Origin of the sequence: Alteromonas sp. a30 (assembly GCF_026788005.1) — a bacterium.
GTDB lineage: Bacteria > Pseudomonadota > Gammaproteobacteria > Enterobacterales > Alteromonadaceae > Paraneptunicella.
On the sequence record NZ_JABEPE010000008.1, the window covers coordinates 1 to 18,256 of the forward strand.

General features: G+C 42.5%; 19 protein-coding genes and 1 pseudogene. 8 read left to right on the plus strand and 12 right to left on the minus strand.

Annotated features, from left to right (window positions below):
- Window positions 1–467 precede the first annotated feature (467 nt).
- The 8 genes and pseudogenes from HJG39_RS09290 to HJG39_RS09325 all read right to left on the minus strand — a co-directional run bounded on the left by HJG39_RS09290 (window position 468) and on the right by HJG39_RS09325 (window position 5,530).
- A complete protein-coding gene (locus HJG39_RS09290) occupies window positions 468–1,784 on the minus strand; it encodes a type II toxin-antitoxin system HipA family toxin (protein ID WP_268408680.1) in 1,317 nt (438 codons plus the stop codon).
- A complete protein-coding gene (locus tag HJG39_RS09295; RefSeq protein ID WP_268408681.1) occupies window positions 1,778–2,101 on the minus strand; it encodes a helix-turn-helix transcriptional regulator in 324 nt (107 codons plus the stop codon). The genes HJG39_RS09290 and HJG39_RS09295 overlap by 7 nt, the downstream gene beginning before the upstream one ends.
- A gap of 274 nt (window positions 2,102–2,375) precedes the next feature.
- Complete coding sequence (locus tag HJG39_RS09300) at window positions 2,376–2,582, minus strand: hypothetical protein (protein WP_268408682.1); 207 nt, start codon at window positions 2,580–2,582, stop codon at window positions 2,376–2,378.
- Between the two features lie 119 nt (window positions 2,583–2,701).
- Window positions 2,702–3,256, minus strand: coding sequence for a hypothetical protein (locus HJG39_RS09305; protein WP_268408683.1), 555 nt, complete (start codon window positions 3,254–3,256; stop codon window positions 2,702–2,704).
- 114 nt (window positions 3,257–3,370) lie between these two features.
- The gene (locus HJG39_RS09310; RefSeq protein WP_268408684.1) at window positions 3,371–3,673 is read right to left on the minus strand and encodes a hypothetical protein; all 303 of its coding nucleotides are present in this window, start codon (window positions 3,671–3,673) and stop codon (window positions 3,371–3,373) included.
- A 105-nt stretch (window positions 3,674–3,778) separates the two neighbouring features.
- A complete protein-coding gene (locus HJG39_RS09315) occupies window positions 3,779–4,162 on the minus strand; it encodes a hypothetical protein (protein WP_268408685.1) in 384 nt (127 codons plus the stop codon).
- Between the two features lie 39 nt (window positions 4,163–4,201).
- Window positions 4,202–4,441, minus strand: a pseudogene (locus tag HJG39_RS09320) (IS5/IS1182 family transposase); the annotation flags it as partial.
- Between the two features lie 567 nt (window positions 4,442–5,008).
- Window positions 5,009–5,530 carry a response regulator transcription factor gene (locus HJG39_RS09325; protein WP_268408686.1) on the minus strand — a complete coding sequence of 174 codons (522 nt, stop codon included), beginning with the start codon at window positions 5,528–5,530 and terminating at the stop codon, window positions 5,009–5,011.
- A 94-nt stretch (window positions 5,531–5,624) separates the two neighbouring features.
- Here HJG39_RS09325 and HJG39_RS09330 point away from each other — a divergent pair, with 94 nt between their 5' ends.
- The gene (locus tag HJG39_RS09330; protein WP_268408688.1) at window positions 5,625–6,224 is read left to right on the plus strand and encodes a tRNA-uridine aminocarboxypropyltransferase; all 600 of its coding nucleotides are present in this window, start codon (window positions 5,625–5,627) and stop codon (window positions 6,222–6,224) included.
- Between the two features lie 11 nt (window positions 6,225–6,235).
- On the opposite strand, the gene HJG39_RS09335 is transcribed toward HJG39_RS09330, so the two are convergent.
- The gene (locus HJG39_RS09335) at window positions 6,236–7,543 is read right to left on the minus strand and encodes a sensor histidine kinase (protein WP_268408689.1); all 1,308 of its coding nucleotides are present in this window, start codon (window positions 7,541–7,543) and stop codon (window positions 6,236–6,238) included.
- Window positions 7,544–7,621: 78 nt separating this feature from the next.
- Window positions 7,622–8,863, minus strand: coding sequence for an NADH:flavin oxidoreductase/NADH oxidase family protein (locus tag HJG39_RS09340; protein WP_268408690.1), 1,242 nt, complete (start codon window positions 8,861–8,863; stop codon window positions 7,622–7,624).
- A 92-nt stretch (window positions 8,864–8,955) separates the two neighbouring features.
- On the opposite strand from HJG39_RS09340, the gene HJG39_RS09345 reads away from it, so the two are divergent.
- From HJG39_RS09345 to HJG39_RS09375, 7 genes are all read left to right on the plus strand, one after another.
- Entirely contained in the window at window positions 8,956–9,360 is a 405-nt protein-coding gene (locus tag HJG39_RS09345) for a MerR family transcriptional regulator (RefSeq protein ID WP_268408691.1), read from the plus strand.
- Between the two features lie 16 nt (window positions 9,361–9,376).
- Complete coding sequence (locus HJG39_RS09350; RefSeq protein WP_268408693.1) at window positions 9,377–10,144, plus strand: SDR family NAD(P)-dependent oxidoreductase; 768 nt, start codon at window positions 9,377–9,379, stop codon at window positions 10,142–10,144.
- Window positions 10,145–10,309: 165 nt separating this feature from the next.
- Window positions 10,310–11,251, plus strand: a complete 942-nt coding sequence (locus HJG39_RS09355; protein WP_268408694.1) for an ABC transporter ATP-binding protein — start codon at window positions 10,310–10,312, stop codon at window positions 11,249–11,251.
- Entirely contained in the window at window positions 11,248–12,027 is a 780-nt protein-coding gene (locus HJG39_RS09360; RefSeq protein ID WP_268408696.1) for an ABC transporter permease, read from the plus strand. Before HJG39_RS09355 ends, HJG39_RS09360 begins: the two co-directional genes overlap by 4 nt.
- Window positions 12,027–12,710, plus strand: coding sequence for a tRNA (guanine(46)-N(7))-methyltransferase TrmB (gene trmB, locus HJG39_RS09365; RefSeq protein WP_268408697.1), 684 nt, complete (start codon window positions 12,027–12,029; stop codon window positions 12,708–12,710). The genes HJG39_RS09360 and trmB overlap by 1 nt, the downstream gene beginning before the upstream one ends.
- Window positions 12,711–12,936: 226 nt before the next feature.
- Window positions 12,937–13,353, plus strand: a complete 417-nt coding sequence (locus HJG39_RS09370) for a helix-turn-helix domain-containing protein (RefSeq protein ID WP_268408699.1) — start codon at window positions 12,937–12,939, stop codon at window positions 13,351–13,353.
- Window positions 13,354–13,538: 185 nt separating this feature from the next.
- Window positions 13,539–13,916 carry a nuclear transport factor 2 family protein gene (locus HJG39_RS09375; protein WP_268408701.1) on the plus strand — a complete coding sequence of 126 codons (378 nt, stop codon included), beginning with the start codon at window positions 13,539–13,541 and terminating at the stop codon, window positions 13,914–13,916.
- A 90-nt stretch (window positions 13,917–14,006) separates the two neighbouring features.
- Here the strand turns inward: HJG39_RS09375 and HJG39_RS09380 are convergent, their stop codons facing one another.
- Window positions 14,007–17,120 (minus strand): efflux RND transporter permease subunit, encoded by a 3,114-nt coding sequence (locus HJG39_RS09380; protein ID WP_268408702.1) that lies wholly within the window; start codon window positions 17,118–17,120, stop codon window positions 14,007–14,009.
- A 5-nt stretch (window positions 17,121–17,125) separates the two neighbouring features.
- Window positions 17,126–18,256, minus strand: coding sequence for an efflux RND transporter periplasmic adaptor subunit (locus HJG39_RS09385; RefSeq protein ID WP_268408703.1), 1,131 nt, complete (start codon window positions 18,254–18,256; stop codon window positions 17,126–17,128).

Below are 18,256 nucleotides of genomic sequence, written 5' to 3' on the forward strand. Positions count from 1 at the left end.
CTTAGTAGCTTAGTAGCTTAGTAGCTTAGTAGCTTAGTAGCTTAGTAGCTTAGTAGCTTAGTAGCTTAGTAGCTTAGTAGCTTAGCAGCGTTGGCTATTGTTATCCTGCCTTCAACAACTTTAGCAATTATATCAACGGTGAGTTGAGCTTTAGAATCCATCACAATCATCCTCAACATGCCTCAAATATTCAAAAAAAGAACATTACCAGACATGTAAAAAAGTGACCGACAGTTTCCCTTGGTAATTAGCGAATACGACAGAATCGCTTGGTAATTAAGATACGACAAAGTCGCTTGGTGTCAACACACTTAATTGTATTAGTCTCGACTTAATCTGACACTTTTCATCACAAAGCTTAACTAATTCGGACAGTCAGCTCACAACGTGAAGCTGACGTTCGGCTGTGTCATATCAAGCGACAGGAATGAGCGAAAAGTGGAAGTAATTATCGAACTCCGAGCATACTAAATATCGAGCCGCAAGTTTTCTTGTATTTCATCTATCAGTGTTTTTGGTACATCCCATTCCTCAGCAAGCTGACGCCAAGTTGATACGTGCTCAATCGTTGCATCAATAATATCGTCGATCTTTTTCTTGTTAAAAACATGGCTCAGTTTCTCTAAACTATAGAAATCACTTCGTGTAAAGTTATCTCTTTTACCATTCAAACTCATCCAATGGCTGTTCACCCATTTACTACCTGGTTTATAGCTATAAGCTAAATCATAGGCTGGTGCGAGAGACCATTTGTCTTTTTTCAGAATAAAGGCAAAGTTCTTTGAGTGGTCGTCATGATTTCGAGCAATGATATTGAACGTCATGCGTTTGAATAGTTGCTCAGCTTCAACAGCAGAAAGCTTCAACTGTCTGGCAATGCCAAATAACTCTGCGTAAGAAAATGACCCCGGCTTTTTATAATCAACGTGGGCAAGCCCGTTTAGCGTTTGTACGTGTACCTTGCTGTTTTTAATTCGATCAAACCGTTGTGTAATAAAGTGGCGTCGATTGCCTTCATGGAGTAAGCGGCATGGCATCATATCGACACCGCATTTGTTAGCCATTAGATGATAAACAAACTCCATTGCTCCATAGCCTAATGGGTCACCGAAGGTTTCTTGATTTTTGTTATGTTCACTAACGCCGTCAAATTTCATCAAATAATGAGTAAAATCACTTGGCACTTTGGCTTGGCCGGAGCGGACTTGAGTAAAATCTTCATTAAATGCTAATACGGCTTTCGGTCGTGCTCCTCCCGCACTCATGCCAACAGATAATAAAGACATCATTGCCTCTCTATCGTCTTGCCCATTTTGTTTGAGTTTTACTTCAAAATTACCTCGTGAATCTAAGATTTCTTGTGCAATTGAAACGAGCGATTGGATTTCTACTTGTTGTGAAGCATTTAAACTTCGTAACTTTGTAGCTGGCGCATACTCAAGAGCTCCCATGCCTCGCTTTCCCGTATATTGGAGACGTTGCAGTGGTGTAATGTCACTCGGTGAACGACCTTGACCTGCAACCCATGCGTTGAGAACTGCGTTACCAAAATCATCAGGTAAGGAGTCAGCTATTAAACCTGGTAGTCCTTTAAAGGTATTGAAATCCAGTTCGGGAAAGCTATAAATGCGATTCGCTAATGGCATTTTGATCGGGGACAGCTCGACACCTTTTTTTATGAAGCCTGGATCATATTCAAATGACCCAAGTCCCTTTTCAGTGTCAAAACTCACTGCGCCAACAACATCGTCTTGGTATGTTATTGTAATGACTTCCATTACCATTCTGGTGTTTCCTCATCTTTGTTACTGCGCTGGCCAGAGGCTCTCTGTCTTTTCTTTCCTTGCAGTTTGGCCAGCTGTAAGGGAGAAGTTTCTTGTTTAGGGAGAAATAGATCAATCTGCTGCGTGAGGTCTAGTGCCATTAATATAGCAATCATGATGTCGAGCTGAACTTTTCCCTTTTCTGCATTCAAAACCGTTTTGCGGGCAATGCCAGCAAGCTCCGCAACTTCAGATTGTGTTAGGTTTCGATTTAGTCGAGCTTGTTTCAATCTGTCGCCGATCTCTTCTGCTAATGCTGTAGCTGTCACACCTTTCACTGTAAAGTCCTGTTTGGATTACATTATGTGGGTTATTCTTACCTAATGTCCTTAATTTAGAGCTTTAAGATGACATTGTCAAATAACTCTTTTAGTGTCCCAATTTGATTGCATTAAGTGGATTTTAGCTATTTAGAGTAACCATTTTAGGACTTTATGTGGGTTTTAGGGCACGCTTATTCATAACAGATAGAAGCGATAATCGGAAGTGAGCATAGAATTCTCTGTATAATGGGGCAACACGCTGTTGTCCCATTCAATTAAATCGAAATCGTTATAATTTAAATCCGCTGATGACTGTAGTGGCTTTTATTTGTTCATTGGTTAAAGGTTGTTCTGAAAACTTTTCAAGCTTAATTAAGCCTTTATCTTTCGTAAGTGTGCACAATAAAATATCATCGATTTCTAGTTTATTTTCTTCAGTGAAATTCTCATCTTGGGGGAGTAGGATAGCTCCATTTTTACCGACAGTTACGATCATAAAGCAACCTATACCTGAATGCTCGGCTCTGGCTGAGCTGACGATTTGGTTCAGTCAAGGTCTGTGATAGAAAGTGCCACATGGATTGCTTCTTAATCTAAATAAGATGGATAGACATTTTATTCATATTTCAACTCATCAAATAGTCCAAGCATCAAGTCATCATCCAATACTTCATACGGAAGTTCTACATATTCTTTAGGATGTCTTGGTTTTGCTATCCCATCATATGGTGCATTTTTGGTGTGGCCTTGAACGAGCTCTCCATTTTCCTTTATATATGGCAAAACGACGATGCGGCCATGATTTTTAGATAATATAGTCCCTTTCGTCCAGAGAGTATTTCCTGATTTCTCTGCGCTTGTATAACTCACTTCTTTAACAACCCAGCCAACATTGTTATTTTCTTCAAACCAAAACACAAAGCCTGATGCAACCACGACCTTTTTTCCCAGGATCTCAGCTTCGGCGAGCATCCTTTTTACGCTTGCTAATTGGAGTAGCTGATTTGCTCTAGGCAGCAAAATTTCTCTAATTTTAGATTTAGTTTTACCCCAATGCTCAGCACCGTTTAATCCAAATGCTGCTGCAATTTTTTCTCGATAGAAGTATTTGGCAGTTTGTTTGGTGTGTTTGACTCTTGTGGTCCAATCATTATGGCCTTCTTTTAGCAAGCTGATACCGTATCTCTTTAATCTAACAAAATTTACGTAGGGCGTTTCGTTTAAAATCTCAGTTAATGAACTGCGAATGTTCTCGTTATTACTTGGTAAAATCAGGTCTTCGGCTCATGGGCGAGGAGTTTCTTTGTGCCTACTCAAGCCTTCAGAAAACATAAGTTGCTCTTCTCCAAAAAGGCGGCTCTGTCTTGTTACTTCTTTTTCTATTTTGAGTTGCAAGGATTCTCTTTCATGTTTCGCAAGTTCAAGCTGATTGAAGGTGTTGTTCAGCTCAAGGTTTCTTTCCTTTGCAATTTTCACGGCGGATTCATAAGTATCATAAACATCTTCCTTCACATGATTCGTATCAAACTCATAGAAGCCTATATACCAGTGTAATGAACCATCTTTTATTATTTTTAGTTCATACATTTGCCATAAACAGCCTTCATACCAAGGTTGTGGTCATACTGCTAGGGTTGGCAATGAATACCCCGGCATTTGTTCAATTCTCATGAAACTCTCCATGCATTTACTTTATGAGTCACTTTTAGTTTTCCCTGGGCTATAAGTCGCCCGAAGTTCCTTTTCGGTGGCTCTAAAAATTGATAAAGGATCTTTGGGTGACTCAATCCTTTTAAACAACTCATCAAATTCATTGCTTAACTCAGTATATGAATCCTCTCTTGAGACTTTCGTATGTAAATCGTTTTGCAGTCGCTGTGTATTATTAACACATTTTTGAGGGTTAAAGTCTTTCACATCATTAAGCTTAGTTTCTGTGACTGTGTTGATATCAAATGAGTCATTGTTAATTAAGTCCAATCTGGTCAGTTTTATTCTACCTTCAGTTAAAGTAGGAATTATCTTTTGTTCCAATATGCTGAGTGTGTATGACGTAGTTTGGGCTCTGTTGATCAATTCACTCCATAGACAAAACATCAGTAATGCAGCCCCATTTCAGGCCATTTTGTAGGTTTCAGGCATACCTATCCTGGTAAGTTTGTTCATTGCTTTAATAGCTGCCATTGTTTCTGCAATCTGTGAATTGTAATGCCTTAAGCTCAGTTTATCGCCAAAGAGCGTTTTGAATCTGAACATGGCTGTTTCACTTAGTGAACGTTGATGGTAGTCAGTTTGCTTTTTCCAATAACGGTTGGAACCTGTGAGGTTTTGGCATATCACGGCAAAATGTGATGGAACCTCTATTGATAAGGTGTTGGTTGTACTGTTTCCAGTTTTTAGTTTGATATTTAGGTTTAGTCATGAGGAAGGAGAAATAATGATTTGGTGATCTGATCATTGAGAGAAGGAAAAGTTCAAATCATTTAGTCAACAAAGCCCATTTCTGTCGAAGATTTTGACTTTAATAGCTCTTTGCCGTTTTCATTTATTGAGAAGTTAAGAAGTAGTCCTGAGTGGCATCAATATGAAGAATTATTGAAATATTATAGCTAAGCTATTGGGTATCCAAACGGAGGATGTTGGATAATTGTTAAATTAAAAAGTGTAAAGAATGCGCTGATTGACTCCGACTTTAAGCGTTAATTTTACGGAATGATTTGTTTTGTAAGAATAAAATAATAAAAGAACACCAGCTAAAATTTGGTTTTTATTATTAAACAGTGACTTACAGAAATTCATTCACTCACCCAGTCAGCTGAGGATTTTTGGCAGTTACTTCCTTTCTAAGATTCACTGCTTAGAAAAATGTCACATATTTAGAAAGCCTCGCCATTGCGGGGCTTTTTATATACTGGCAATAGCTCACCACAAGGGTTTTTTCTGCAATTTACGCTGTAAGGTTCTTCGGTGCATGTTCAACGCCCGCGCAGTTGCCGAAATATTACCATCATGCTCTAGTAAGACTCGTTGAATATGCTCCCACTCCAGTTGCGCGGATGAAATCACATCATCTGAGGTCGTTTCTGCTAACTCCCCTTCACTTTTTAATGCTTTTAGTAACTGTTCAAAGTTAATCGGTTTGGTGAGGTAATCATCTGCGCCTTTTTTCATAGCACTAACGGTACCGGCTATGCTGGCATAGCCGGTGAGGATGATAATTCTCGCTCGCGGCCACTTTTGACGAATTTGTTCTAAGCCACTTAGTACCGAATAGTGGCCTAAATTAAGATCCAAAATAATATGCGTGAATGCATTACTTGAACAGAGTAGTTCATCAATATGGAAGTAAGTGCTTGCTTCATATTCGCGCTTTGCTAAACGTCTTGAGAGAGTTTCAGCGAGTACGCGATCATCATCCAAAATAGCCAATACATTGGTCGACATGGAGTTTCTATTTTCCCGCTTGAATTAAATATTTTTCGTTATAAACAAACATGCATTTTAACACACCGAGTGCAAAACTTTTTTGATATGCTTGATGCTTGTTTCCAGTTTACTGATAACCCTAGTGCGCGAATACTGTCAAAATTGCCATTACCCGATTAAAACCTGCCTATGTGAGCACATCCAGCCCTTTGAAGTGCCTCAAAAGTTGGTGGTTTTGCAACACCCAAGCGAAACGAATAATGCTAAAAACTCAGCGCGTTTGGTCAAGCTATGTTTACCTCAAACGGAAATTTACGTTGGCGAAAATGAGGGTGACTTTGCTGATATTATTCAACAAGTTGATACGGCGCACTGCGCCGTGTTGTTCCCTAGCAGGGGAAGCAAGGCCATTGAAAAACATATTTTAAAACGCATCGACACCTTTATTTTCATTGATGCAACATGGCGTAAGGCATTAAAGGTTTGGTGCTTAAATCCTTGGCTGCACCAACTACCTGCGTTTCATTTTGAATCCCCACCAGCAGGGCAGTATCCAATAAGAAAGGCACCACAACCGGGTTATTTAAGTACACTTGAAGCGATAAATTATATCATTAGTCGGGAAAACCCCGAGCTGAAAACCCCGTTAATACGAGTATTTCACTACTTTAATCAGCAGTTCCTCTCCTTTCGCCCTGACAATCAGGATTAATGCAAAGCCCTTCAGCTTAAACGTTTTAAGGGGAGCATAACGTTTACTTGTGTGCCAGCCATGTCGTCGCCGTTTTCTTGTACCGTTATTCTTCCCCCTACTCGTTGGATCGCGGCCCGAGCAAGTGTGGTTCCTATACCTAAACCCGACTCACTATCCACAAATTGTCGGCCAAACTGAGATAAGAGCGGTTGTTCTATTCCGGCTCCGTTATCCTGTAGTTGAATTTCGATCCAACCATTCTTAAGTGTTCGAACATCCATCACCACTTTAGGCATTGACTGCGATTGACACGCATTCGCCGCATTATCGAGCAAGTTCACTAAAGCGAAACTAACGTTATCATCGTAATCGATAATTTCGTTTTTCAGGTCTTCGGCGATATTTAATTGATATTGAACCTCACTGCGAGTCACCCACCAATTTCCGATCAACTCTTGTAACCATACTTGAATTTGGCTTCGTCGATGCTTGTCTGGGTCGTAATCTCGCGTTGTTTTCACCAGTGTTTGTAACACTGTTTCACATCGCCGAACTTGGGCTTGAATGTCTTTAAAAGCATCGTCACATTCAAGTTTAGGATGATTTTCTTCGAGCTCTTCAAGCAACAATGATATGGACGATATTGGGCTTGCTAATCGATGCGTAGTGTTCGCAGATAAGGTCGCAAATGCCATAATTTGTTGTTCTCGAAGCTGTCTTTCATGCATTTCAACAAGGGACTTTTGGTGACGCCTCAATAAATCAGCTTGATGCGAAATAAACCCGGTTAATGTGCCCACCGAGATACAAAAAGTCACCAACATCCCCTCAATATGCGTAGCCATACTCGATGTTTGCCCCATATCATGTCCCATTGCCATATGGGAGATAGGCATACTTCCTGAAGTCATGGCATCGTGGGGAATATAAATCAAAATGGCGTAACACAGCATAGCCATTAAGGCGACCAACCACGCTGTTCTTTTATCACAGGTCAAACTGCCAACAAGCGCCGGAAAAAGAAGTACCGATACCCACCCAGACATAACGCCATCATTGATATATAGAAACCATCCGGTAAATCCAATATCAATGAGTAAACTCACAGCTAAAATACGTAAAAAATGAGCACTATCTTTCTGACTCAAAAAAATAAACGCGCAGCCAATATAAGCGGCAACCACGCCATAGAAGTAAAGACTAACATCATTTGAAATGCTGAGTATCAAAGCAACCACAGCGTAACCAGAGCGTAGCCATGTAAGCCCAGTGATTGTGAAGTGAGTCGGATTTTCTATGGTCAGCGAAGTGAGCGGGTTAAAAGTGTTGTGCGGCATGGTTGGGTTGAACGTGTAGCATTACGACATAACATAAAAACACGTTAACCCAATAATCGATAAAGGCAAATAGGAAAACTAGCGCTTCTCTAGCAAAATTCTTTTTCTATAGCGTTTTGTGAGTCTATGAGTTCGAAACTGATCAATGAGTAACGTCCAAATAGGCGACAACCCGCCAGCCGGCACCTTATTGCGACTTAAGCGGCGTAAATTACGTTTAATTATGGCCATCACTGCAAGCGCGCCCATGGTTTTATCCTTCCAGTGAACCTGTGGAATTGAGCCTTCCAGCGCAGGGGTTTTTAGCCATTGATTGGGCAATGATGGGTTAAAAGCCAGAGCTCTCGCCAACCCCACAAGCTCAACCTGATGACTGAGTACCATTTCCGCAGTTGCTAAACGCGTCACACCTCCTGTCGTCATGATAGGAATAGCGCTCTTTTCAGCAATACGCTTGGCAAAGTCAATAAAGTAGGCTTCTCTTGCCAATGTTCTTTGGTCTGCGGTACGTCCTTGCATTGCAGGTGACTCATAGCTTCCCCCGGAAAGCTCCACCACATCCACACCTAAACCATGAAGCATAGCCACCACTTGTTCGGCGTCATCAATATCGAACCCGCCACGTTGGAAGTCTGCTGAATTAAGCTTTACCGCAACAGCAAAGGAAGGCCCAACCTGTTCACGCACACCCTTAATAATTTCAATGAGAATCCTCGCGCGATTTTCCAGCGTTCCACCCCATTTGTCGTTACGCTTATTAGTCAGCGGTGATAGAAACTGCGCCAATAAGTAACCATGGGCTCCGTGAATTTGCACACCATCGAACCCAGCCTTTTCTGCCAGTTTAGCGGTGTTAACAAACCGTGCGATCACATCCAGAATTTCTGACTCTGTAAGGGGTTTAGGACGCACAAATAAAGCCGAATGCTTACCAATATCAATGGCCACATCAGAAGGTGACACAGATTTACCACCTAGCTTTGCAAACACCTGACGCCCAGGATGATTAATTTGCATCCAAATTTGTGCGTCATGAGTTTGTGCCGCCTTTGCCCACCGTTTAAAGTCGTTGAGGTGCGCTTCATTTTCCAACACCACCCCTGCGGGTCCGGTCATTGCGAGACGATCAACCATCACGTTCCCGGTAATTAATAACCCCGCGCCACCTTGCGCCCATGATTGATATAGGGTTCTTAGTTGAGCCCCAGGAGTCTGCTCGGCTGTCGCCAAGTTTTCTTCCATTGCGGCTTTCACAATACGATTTTTCAATACACGACCGCACGGCAGTGTGAAAGGAGAAAATACTGAAGACTGCGTCATAACGCACCTCAAAAATTAAGCATTGACTTGAAAGTAGTTTCAAGCATAACCTTAAAGTTAACTTTAAGTTCAAGCTTTATTTGAGGTGAACAATGCGCATTGGTGAATTGGCCAAAGTCAGTAACCTGCCAGCATCAACCATCCGCTTTTACGAACAAAAGGGGTTGTTACCACTCGCAGAAAGAAGCCAAGGCGGTTTTCGTGTTTATGACGAATCCGCAGTTGATCGTTTGCAATTAATTAAATTTGCCCAAAGTTTGGGGTTCACACTCGATGAGCTCCCCACCTTTTTTAGCAAAGAACAAGGCTTCGACCACAATGAATTAATGCGTCGACTGGAGCAAAAATATCAAGAAGTTGATGTTTTACTGCAACAACTTCTACACAAAAAGCAATGCATGGGTGAACTTATCCGAGTGTTGAAAGCAACTTGGGCCCGTGGTGAATGCTTAGATAAACATCAGTTGGCCAAGATCCTGGCTAACACAGACTTTTAAACGAGGACTCTTTTTTATGTACCCTAATTTTTCACTGGAAGGTAAAGTCGCGCTTATTACAGGCGCATCAAGCGGCATCGGCGCATCAATTGCGGCAGGTCTAGCCAAAGCTGGGGCTAAGGTCGTGCTGGCAGCCCGTCGCTTAGAAAAGCTGGAACAGAATATTCAATCAATTAAAGAAGCAGGTGGAGAAGCATTGGCTGTGGCAATGGACGTAACAGACAAGGCTAGCATTGAAAAGGCATTTGCCACCGCCGCGGCAGAATTTGGCCCGATTCATGTTGTCATTAACAACGCTGGCGTTGCCGATCCAAAACACTTTTTAGAAACCGACGATGACTCTTTCGATTGGGTAATGGATACCAACGTAAAAGGCGTGTGGCATGTTGGTCAGGTAGCCGCACAACATATGGTTCAAGCAAAAGTGCAAGGTAGCATCATTAACGTAGCATCTGTATTAGCTTATGGCGCCGCAATCGGTTATTCAGCTTATGCCACATCTAAAGGTGCAGTATTGCAACTCACTCGATCTATGGCACTAGACTTAATCAAATTTGGAATTCGCGTGAATGGTATCGCACCCGGTTGGTTTAAAACCGAAATGAACGCTCACTTTTTTGAATCAGAAAAAGGTCAAGCTTACGCCAAAACGATTCCTGCTGGACGTTTAGGTGAACTGCCTGAACTACTTGGCCCCATCTTATTGCTTGCCAGCGAAGCCGGTTCTTATATTAATGGCACCACAATTCCAGTCGATGGCGCACACCATACAGCTTTAAAATAGTTTTCATTGAAAATGTAATCACCACTGAATAATGGCGAACTATTTTTTACGATCGGACATCAATGATTATATGACTCTTGATGTCCCTATTTTTTCATCCCTTGAAATTGCTAATTTTGATACCATAAAGACAACTCCTTTGTGTCGTACCCTACAGGACTTATCATGACTGCTAAATCCAAATTTGCCCTTGAAATTAAAGGGTTAAAAAAAACCTATGATGGTGGTGTACAAGCGCTAAAGGGTGTGGACTTAACAGTTACCCGTGGCGACTTTTTTGCACTATTAGGACCAAATGGCGCGGGTAAATCCACGACTATTGGCATCATCAGCTCACTCGTCAATAAAAGTGAAGGGGACGTAAAAGTTTTTGATTTTTCGCTAGAAAAGGAGTTAGTTGAAGCGAAATCCTGTATTGGTTTAGTGCCACAAGAATTTAACTTTAACCAGTTTGAAACCTTACAACAAATTGTCGTCAATCAAGCAGGTTATTACGGTGTCCCACGAGACATCGCCCTACAACGTTCAGAAAAATATCTGAAGCAACTGGATTTATGGGGCAAAAAAGATCAACCGGCTCGCGCGCTTTCCGGTGGGATGAAACGCCGGTTAATGATTGCCCGTGCACTAATGCACGAACCCAACATTCTGATTCTTGACGAACCCACCGCAGGCGTTGATATTGAAATTAGACGCTCTATGTGGGAGTTCCTAACAAAAATCAACGAGCAAGGTATTACCATCATTCTCACGACGCATTATCTGGAAGAAGCAGAAATGCTTTGTCGAAACATTGCCATCATCGACAAAGGTCGCATAGTTGAAAATACCACTATGAAAAACTTGCTCGCGAAGCTCAATGTCGAAACCTTTGTATTGGATCTGCCGGCAAACAGCCACAATCCCATCATTAATGGCTATGAGAGCCGCTTATTAGAAAATAATACGCTTGAAGTAGATGTGCCGAAAGAGTCAGGGCTAAATCAATTATTTTCACAGTTAACAGAGCAAGGCATTGAAGTGTTGAGTTTAAGAAATAAAGCCAATCGGTTAGAGGAGTTGTTCGTCAAACTGGTTGAAAATGGTCGTAAGGAGGCGCAAGTATGACACAGCGTTCACAACGTAACTGGATCGCCCTTAAAACCATTTGGCGAAAAGAAATCACACGATATATGCGGATATGGATACAAACCTTGTTACCGCCTGTGATTACTATGTCTTTGTACTTTGTTATCTTCGGGAACCTCATTGGCAGCCGAATTGGCGATATGGGTGGCTTCACCTATATGGAGTTTATCGTTCCCGGATTAATCATGATGTCGATTATCACCAACTCCTATTCAAATGTTGCCTCTTCATTTTTTAGCGCCAAGTTTCAGCACAATATTGAAGAACTAATAGTCGCACCAGTTCCAGCTTGGGTGGTTATCGCTGGTTATTTGGGCGGTGGCATGAGCCGTGCGATTTTAGTCGGTATTCTTGTATCATTCATTTCGTTATTGTTTGTCGATATTCACATTCACAACTTTGCAGCAATTGTCGCCACCTTGTTGCTGACGGCTTCCCTTTTTGCTTGCGCAGGACTCATTAACGGTGTTTATGCACGCAACTTCGACGACATCAGCATTATTCCTACATTCGTTTTAACGCCTCTTACGTACTTAGGTGGGGTTTTCTATTCACTCACGCTACTACCTGAATTCTGGCAATGGGTAAGCAAGGCCAATCCTATCGTTTACATGGTCAGCGGATTCCGGTACGGCTTTTTAGGACAATCTGATTTTTCAATCGGCACTTCAATCGGGCTTCTCGTGCTATTTAATATTGTCTTCATCGGTTTTGCTTACCGATTAATTCAAAAAGGTGTGGGAATTCGTTCGTAATGCAGGGAAATTCGCGTTCAGTTACCAGTAACCAAACAGGTCCTCACGAAAAGCTCGCCGAGCTGGTGGAGAAATACCTTTCTAGGCCATTTCAAAAGCCAATTAGCGAGCATACTCGCATGGCATTTAATAACGTAAAACAATGGCTTGGCGATGATTTTTTCGAGTCAGAGCAACCGCTAATTCTGGATTCTTGTTGCGGCGTAGGCGAAAGCACACAACGTATTGCCGCGCTTTATCCTGAGGCAAGAGTCATCGGTTTAGATAAGTCTCTTGTTCGCACCTCCAAGCAAGATAAAGTGCTAACTTTGCCTTCGAACGCCATTATTCTTCGCGCTGATGTCATTGACTTCTGGCGTTTAGCGGTGGAAGAAGGTTGGAAACTGGCTGCACATTTTCTGTTGTTTCCCAACCCTTACCCAAAGTCCTCTCAAGTACAAAGACGCTGGCACGCTAGCCCTTCATTTTCAGACATCTTAAAACTAGGCGGTGAACTAGAAGTCAGGAGCAATTGGTCAACTTATATTGACGAATTTTCCATTGCACTTTCTATTGCAGGCGCCAAGCCACAGACTCAACTCATCAATGTTAGGGATCCTTTCACAGCTTTCGAAAGAAAATATCACCTAAGCGGTCAGAGTATTTGGCAACTCAAAGCAAACCTAATCGATCTATCTATATGAAACTGAAAAGTTAATCGTTTTATTCCGTAAAGCTGGTAAGTAAAACGCCAAATCGACTACAGATTTAGGCTTTTTGGGACTTTGTTTCAAAAACTTAAACTTTTTTACCCCTCATAGGTATTATTTATTGCCATTTGATGTTGCCTTAGTTTCTTATATGTGAAATTATTTACCTACATCATATAACAGCAATCGACGTATCCCTAAACTTAAGAGAGAGAATATTGTGGATGTACATGGCATATTAGAAAGGTTGAAAATGGCTTTTGACGTTGAGAATAACTATCAACTCAGCACTCAACTAGACATAAGCCCTAGCACGATTAATGGTTGGATCAATCGAGAACAGATCCCTTTTCATGCTTGCTACGTGGCCTTTCAGCAAACAGGGGCTTCAATGGAATGGCTCATTACGGGGCGCGGTAAAATGCTCTCTGACATGTCAGTGCCGGCAGTTGAGCAGGAGAAACTCATTGAAGACTTTGCCTACGTATTAAAAGAAGGCGAAGACCTTGGCTTGTTACTCATGGCGGAAGACAGCACTAAAGAAGTCGCCGAGTTATTGGGTAGAATGCTTTATCGTAAGTACACTGGGAACAAAGTTTCACCCAAAGTAACACGAAACAAACCCGCCAAAGTATAACGATTCAATACAAATGGCAGTTACAGGCTAAACGCGCGCTTCTGTAAGCGCGTGTCGGTTTTCTACGCTCAATTTCTACCATATTTTCCCCTCCCTTATTCCGGTATCATTTTTTGCCAACCCCTTATAGAACTGGCATTATTCCGTGAATATTCCTATTTTCACCTTAAATTAGGGCATCAATAATGAGTAATGCAAAAGAAATTTCCTTAATCACTGAACTCATGAATCAATACTTTGATTGTTTATATGAAGCGGATCATATTGGAATGGCAAATGTATTCCATAAAGAGGCTCGTTACATTAATACTGTGAATGGAGAATACGTAAACTGTTCAACTCAAGAATATATGGCAATCTTGGAACAGCGCACTCCTCCAAGAGAAAGGGGCGACGCTCGCCATGATGAAATTCTCTCGATTGAGTCTGAAAGTGACAATATGGCATTTGTTAAAGTTCGCTTAACCATGATGGGCAGAGAATACCTAGACTACCTAACGCTCTATAAAGACGACAACCGTTGGCAAATCATTTGCAAGGTATTTAGTTTCAAGGCGCTATAACACGAATATCTGAGCTGAAGCTAAAATAGAAAAGGGGATCTACGTCCCCCATTCCCTTAACTAAATGTTTTGCGCTTCAGTCGAATCTCACTAAAGCGATTTTGGTTTTCGCCAAAGCGATGCTTTACGGCAATACACGTAAAATAACGGAGTGAAAATCAAACCAAACAACGTTACCCCTAACATTCCACTAAACATGGTCAAACCAATTGCTTGGCGCATCTCTGCTCCCGGCCCCGTGGCAAATAACAAAGGCAAAACACCAAAGATAAAGGAAAAAGCGGTCATCAGTATTGGCCTTAAACGCAGTCGTCCCGCTTCTTCGGCTGCTCGCTCTGTTGTTTCCCCGTGCTCTTCATTTTGCTTAGCAAACTCCACAATAAGGATCGCGTTTTTAGCCGCTAGCCCCACCAGTACCACCAAGCCAACTTGAGTCAATATATTGTTGTCCATGTGCATAATCAGCAGGCCAAACGCCGCCGAAAGCAAACACATTGGAACGATTAATATTATCGACATAGGTAGAGACCAACTTTCGTATTGCGCCGTTAATAACAAAAATACAAAAACAACGGCAAGCAGGAAGACGACAATGGCAGAATTCCCCGTGTTTTTCTCTTGGTAAGCAAGTTCTGTCCATTCATAAGTAAAACCAGGAGGCAGCACTTCCTGAGCGATTTGTTCCATTCTTGCCAATGCCTCCCCAGAACTGTATCCATAAGTTGCGTTTCCTGTTACTGCCGCTGCCGGATACAAGTTAAATCGAGGCAATCGTGCGGGTCCTGAGGTATGTTCAACCGTTGCTATCGTGCCAATTGGCACCATTGCGCCATCATTGCTTCTAACTCTGAGTTTAAGCAAATCATCCTGCTCTTCTCGATAAGGTGACTCACTTTGAACCGTCACACGAAAAGTCCGTCCTTTGTAGTTGAAGTCATTAACATAACTAGAGCCAATATATGACTCCAAAGCATCAAAAACATTCTGCAAAGGCACATTTAACTGGCGTGCTTTTTCTCGATCGATATTCAGATAAATACGCGGTGTACTGGTTTCAAAGAAGGTAAACACAGAGGTCGTTTCTGGAGCCTGATTCGCCGCCATAACAACACGCCATGCTGCGGCCTCTAGTGCGGGTGTACCGTGTCCGGCGACATCTTGAATCATCATTTTGAAACCGCCCCCGTTGCCAATTCCATTTACTGCTGGCGGCGGAATAGTGACAACAAACGCCTTATCATTAACGCCAATTTTTGCACGAATATCTTGAATAATCTCATTACCTGAGCGACGCTTTTCGAACGGCTCAAACACAGCAAAAATGGCACCTGCATTACTGGCGCTGGTAAAAGTTGCTCCAGAAAACCCAGTGAAAGATACGGTGTTTTTCACACCATCAATAGACAATAGCTTCGGAATGATTTCCTGCATCACATCATCGGTTCTTTGCAACGAAGCACCTGATGGCAATTGCACAGCAATAATGGCATATCCCTGATCCTGCTCAGGAATAAACCCTGTTGGAATTTTCACCATCTGCCAACCGGTGAAACTCATCAATCCAACATAAACGAGTAACATTACGCCACCGATTCGTAACACCCGGCGAATAAATCCCGCGTAAGCGCCAGAAAAGCGCTCAATAATATTGTTGAATCCATTACCTAAACGCTGACGTTTTGAGTTTTCTTTTAACTCGACATTGCGCATAAATAATGCCGCCATAGCAGGACTTAAGGTGAGTGATACAACCGTGGAAAGCATGGTTGCGGAGGCAATCGTCACGCCAAATTGACGATAAAATTCTCCACTAATTCCTTCCATTAACAACGAGGGCAAAAATACCGCAACTAGCACTAAGCTGGTGGCGATCAATGCCCCTCCCACTTCTGTCATGGTTTCTTTGGCGGCTTCAATATTGTTCTTTCCCTCACTCAGTTTACGTTCCACGTTTTCAACAACAACAATAGCATCGTCGACAACTATCCCTATTGCCAATACCAAGCCAAAGAGTGACAACATGTTGAGTGAGAAACCAAAGGTATACATCAACGCAAATGTTCCAATAAGTGACACGGGTATCGCAACAACAGGAATAATGGCAGTACGCCAGCTTTGTAAGAAGGCGACGATGACCACCACCACCAAAGCAATCGTTTGAAGCAAGGTGAGATACACCTCTTTCATAGAGGCTTCAATGTATTCCGTTGGGTTATATACGATTGTGCTATCTATGCCGGCGGGAAAATGTTGCGACAACTCTTTCATTAATGCCTTTACTCCCTCAGCAGTTGATAAGGCATTCGCACCGGGACGCATGGTGATTGGCATAACAACTGAAGGATTGGAGTCCAAATAGCCTCGAGAGTTATAGTTTTGTGCGCCTAGTTCAACTTTAGCAATGTCCTTTAACAGCAGCAGCGCTGTACGCTCGCCATTTCGCACAATAATGTTTTCAAACTCTTCAACGGTTTTAAGGCGTCCGTGGGTTTGCACTATCATTTCAAAGGCATTTTGAGACGGCATAGGAGGCTGGTTTAATGTGCCACTGGAAACCTGTAGATTTTCTGCCTGTACAACGCGGATCACATCCTCAGGAGTTAAACCGTATTCGCTCATTTTTCCCGGATCGAGCCAGATACGCATGGAATACTCGCTTCCACCGAAAACCTGAACATTACCAACGCCATCTAATCTGGAGAGTTTATCGACCAAATTCAACACCGCGTAGTTACCAATTTCCGTTTGATCTGCACTGTTATCCGGTGAGAACAAGTTAATAACCATCAACATGTCGGGAGAATTCTTGACGGTTGTCACACCCAATCGACGTACTGGTTCAGGCAAACGAGGTAACGCTGCCGATACACGGTTTTGAACAAGCACCTGCGCAGTATCAAGATCCGTTCCCGTCGCAAAGGTAATACTGATTGTTAACTGACCATCGTTGGTAGATTGCGACGAAACATAAAGCATCGACTCAACGCCGTTGATTTCTTGCTCTAAAGGAGCTGCTACGGTATCGGCAATAATCTCTGAGCTTGCGCCGGGATAAGAAGCATGAACTTGAATTTGCGGAGGAACAATATTGGGGTACTGCGCCACAGGTAAACCTGCAATGCCTAATAAACCAAAAATCACAATCATCAAGGAAATGACGGTAGCGAGCCTAGGACGATCGACGAAAAAGTGGGTGAAGTTCATCAGGCTTACTCTCCCGCCCCGGCTGGAACAGGCTGTAATACCATTCCGGGTCTTATCATTTGAATATTACCCGCAACGACTTGTTCATTTGCATGCAAGCCTGAACGAATAATCCGTGAACCGTCTTCACTTAACCCTCCTAACGTGACATAGCGCTTCTCTGCTTTGTTGCTTTCTCCTACAACAAACACGTATTTTTTATTTCGTTCCGACATGATTAAACGATCATCAAGCGTAATCATGTCCGTTTCAGGCACTGGCGCCAAACGTAATCGGCCAAACATACCCGGTTTGATAAGACGGTCTGTATTGGAAAATACCGCTCTCGCTTCCGTTGTTCCCGTATCAAAATCCAACGTGTTCGCAGAAAAATCTAAAGTGCCTTCATGTAGGAAATGGCTTTCGTCTTGGAGTCTTACCGAAACAGGAAAAGAATGCATTCCTCCACTTTCCGTTCGTTTCTCACCAGCAATGCCACGCCTAACATACTCAAGCACTGTACTTTCACTGCCACTGAAGTAAAAATAAATTGGGTCGACGGTAACAATGGTTGTTAACGTATCTGCCGCTGCACTGCCGCCATTGATCAAGTTACCTTCATCTCGATAAGTTCTGTCGATTCTGCCCGAAATAGGGGCAACCACGCTGGCAAACTCCAAGTTCAATTTAGCGCGATCAACATTAGCCTGCGCAACCTGAACTTGTTGGATGCGTTCGTCCAATTGCTCCTCAGAGATCGATTTCTTTTTAACAAGATCACGGGCGCGATATAAATCTTTTTCAGCCAAACTTAGATTGGCTTCGGCACTAGCCAGTTCAATTTGAAAAGGGCGTTTATCTAATTCGTAGAGCACTTGCCCCTTCTCTACTCGTTGACCATCCTCGAAAGTGACCGCCTCTATAAAACCACCAACTCTGGCCTTGACCTCCACACGCTTAGACGCTTCAAAACGCCCCGTAAACTCATCCCACTCCGTGACTTTTTTCGTTGTCGCCGTCACAACCTTTACTGGCATCGCCGTAGACCCTGCATTTTTCTGCGCTGCGGCTTGTGGTTCACATGCAGTCAAGGTCGCAATACACAACGCCGCTAAGCTAATGTGTAAGTTAAGATAAGTCATCACTCTATTTTTCAT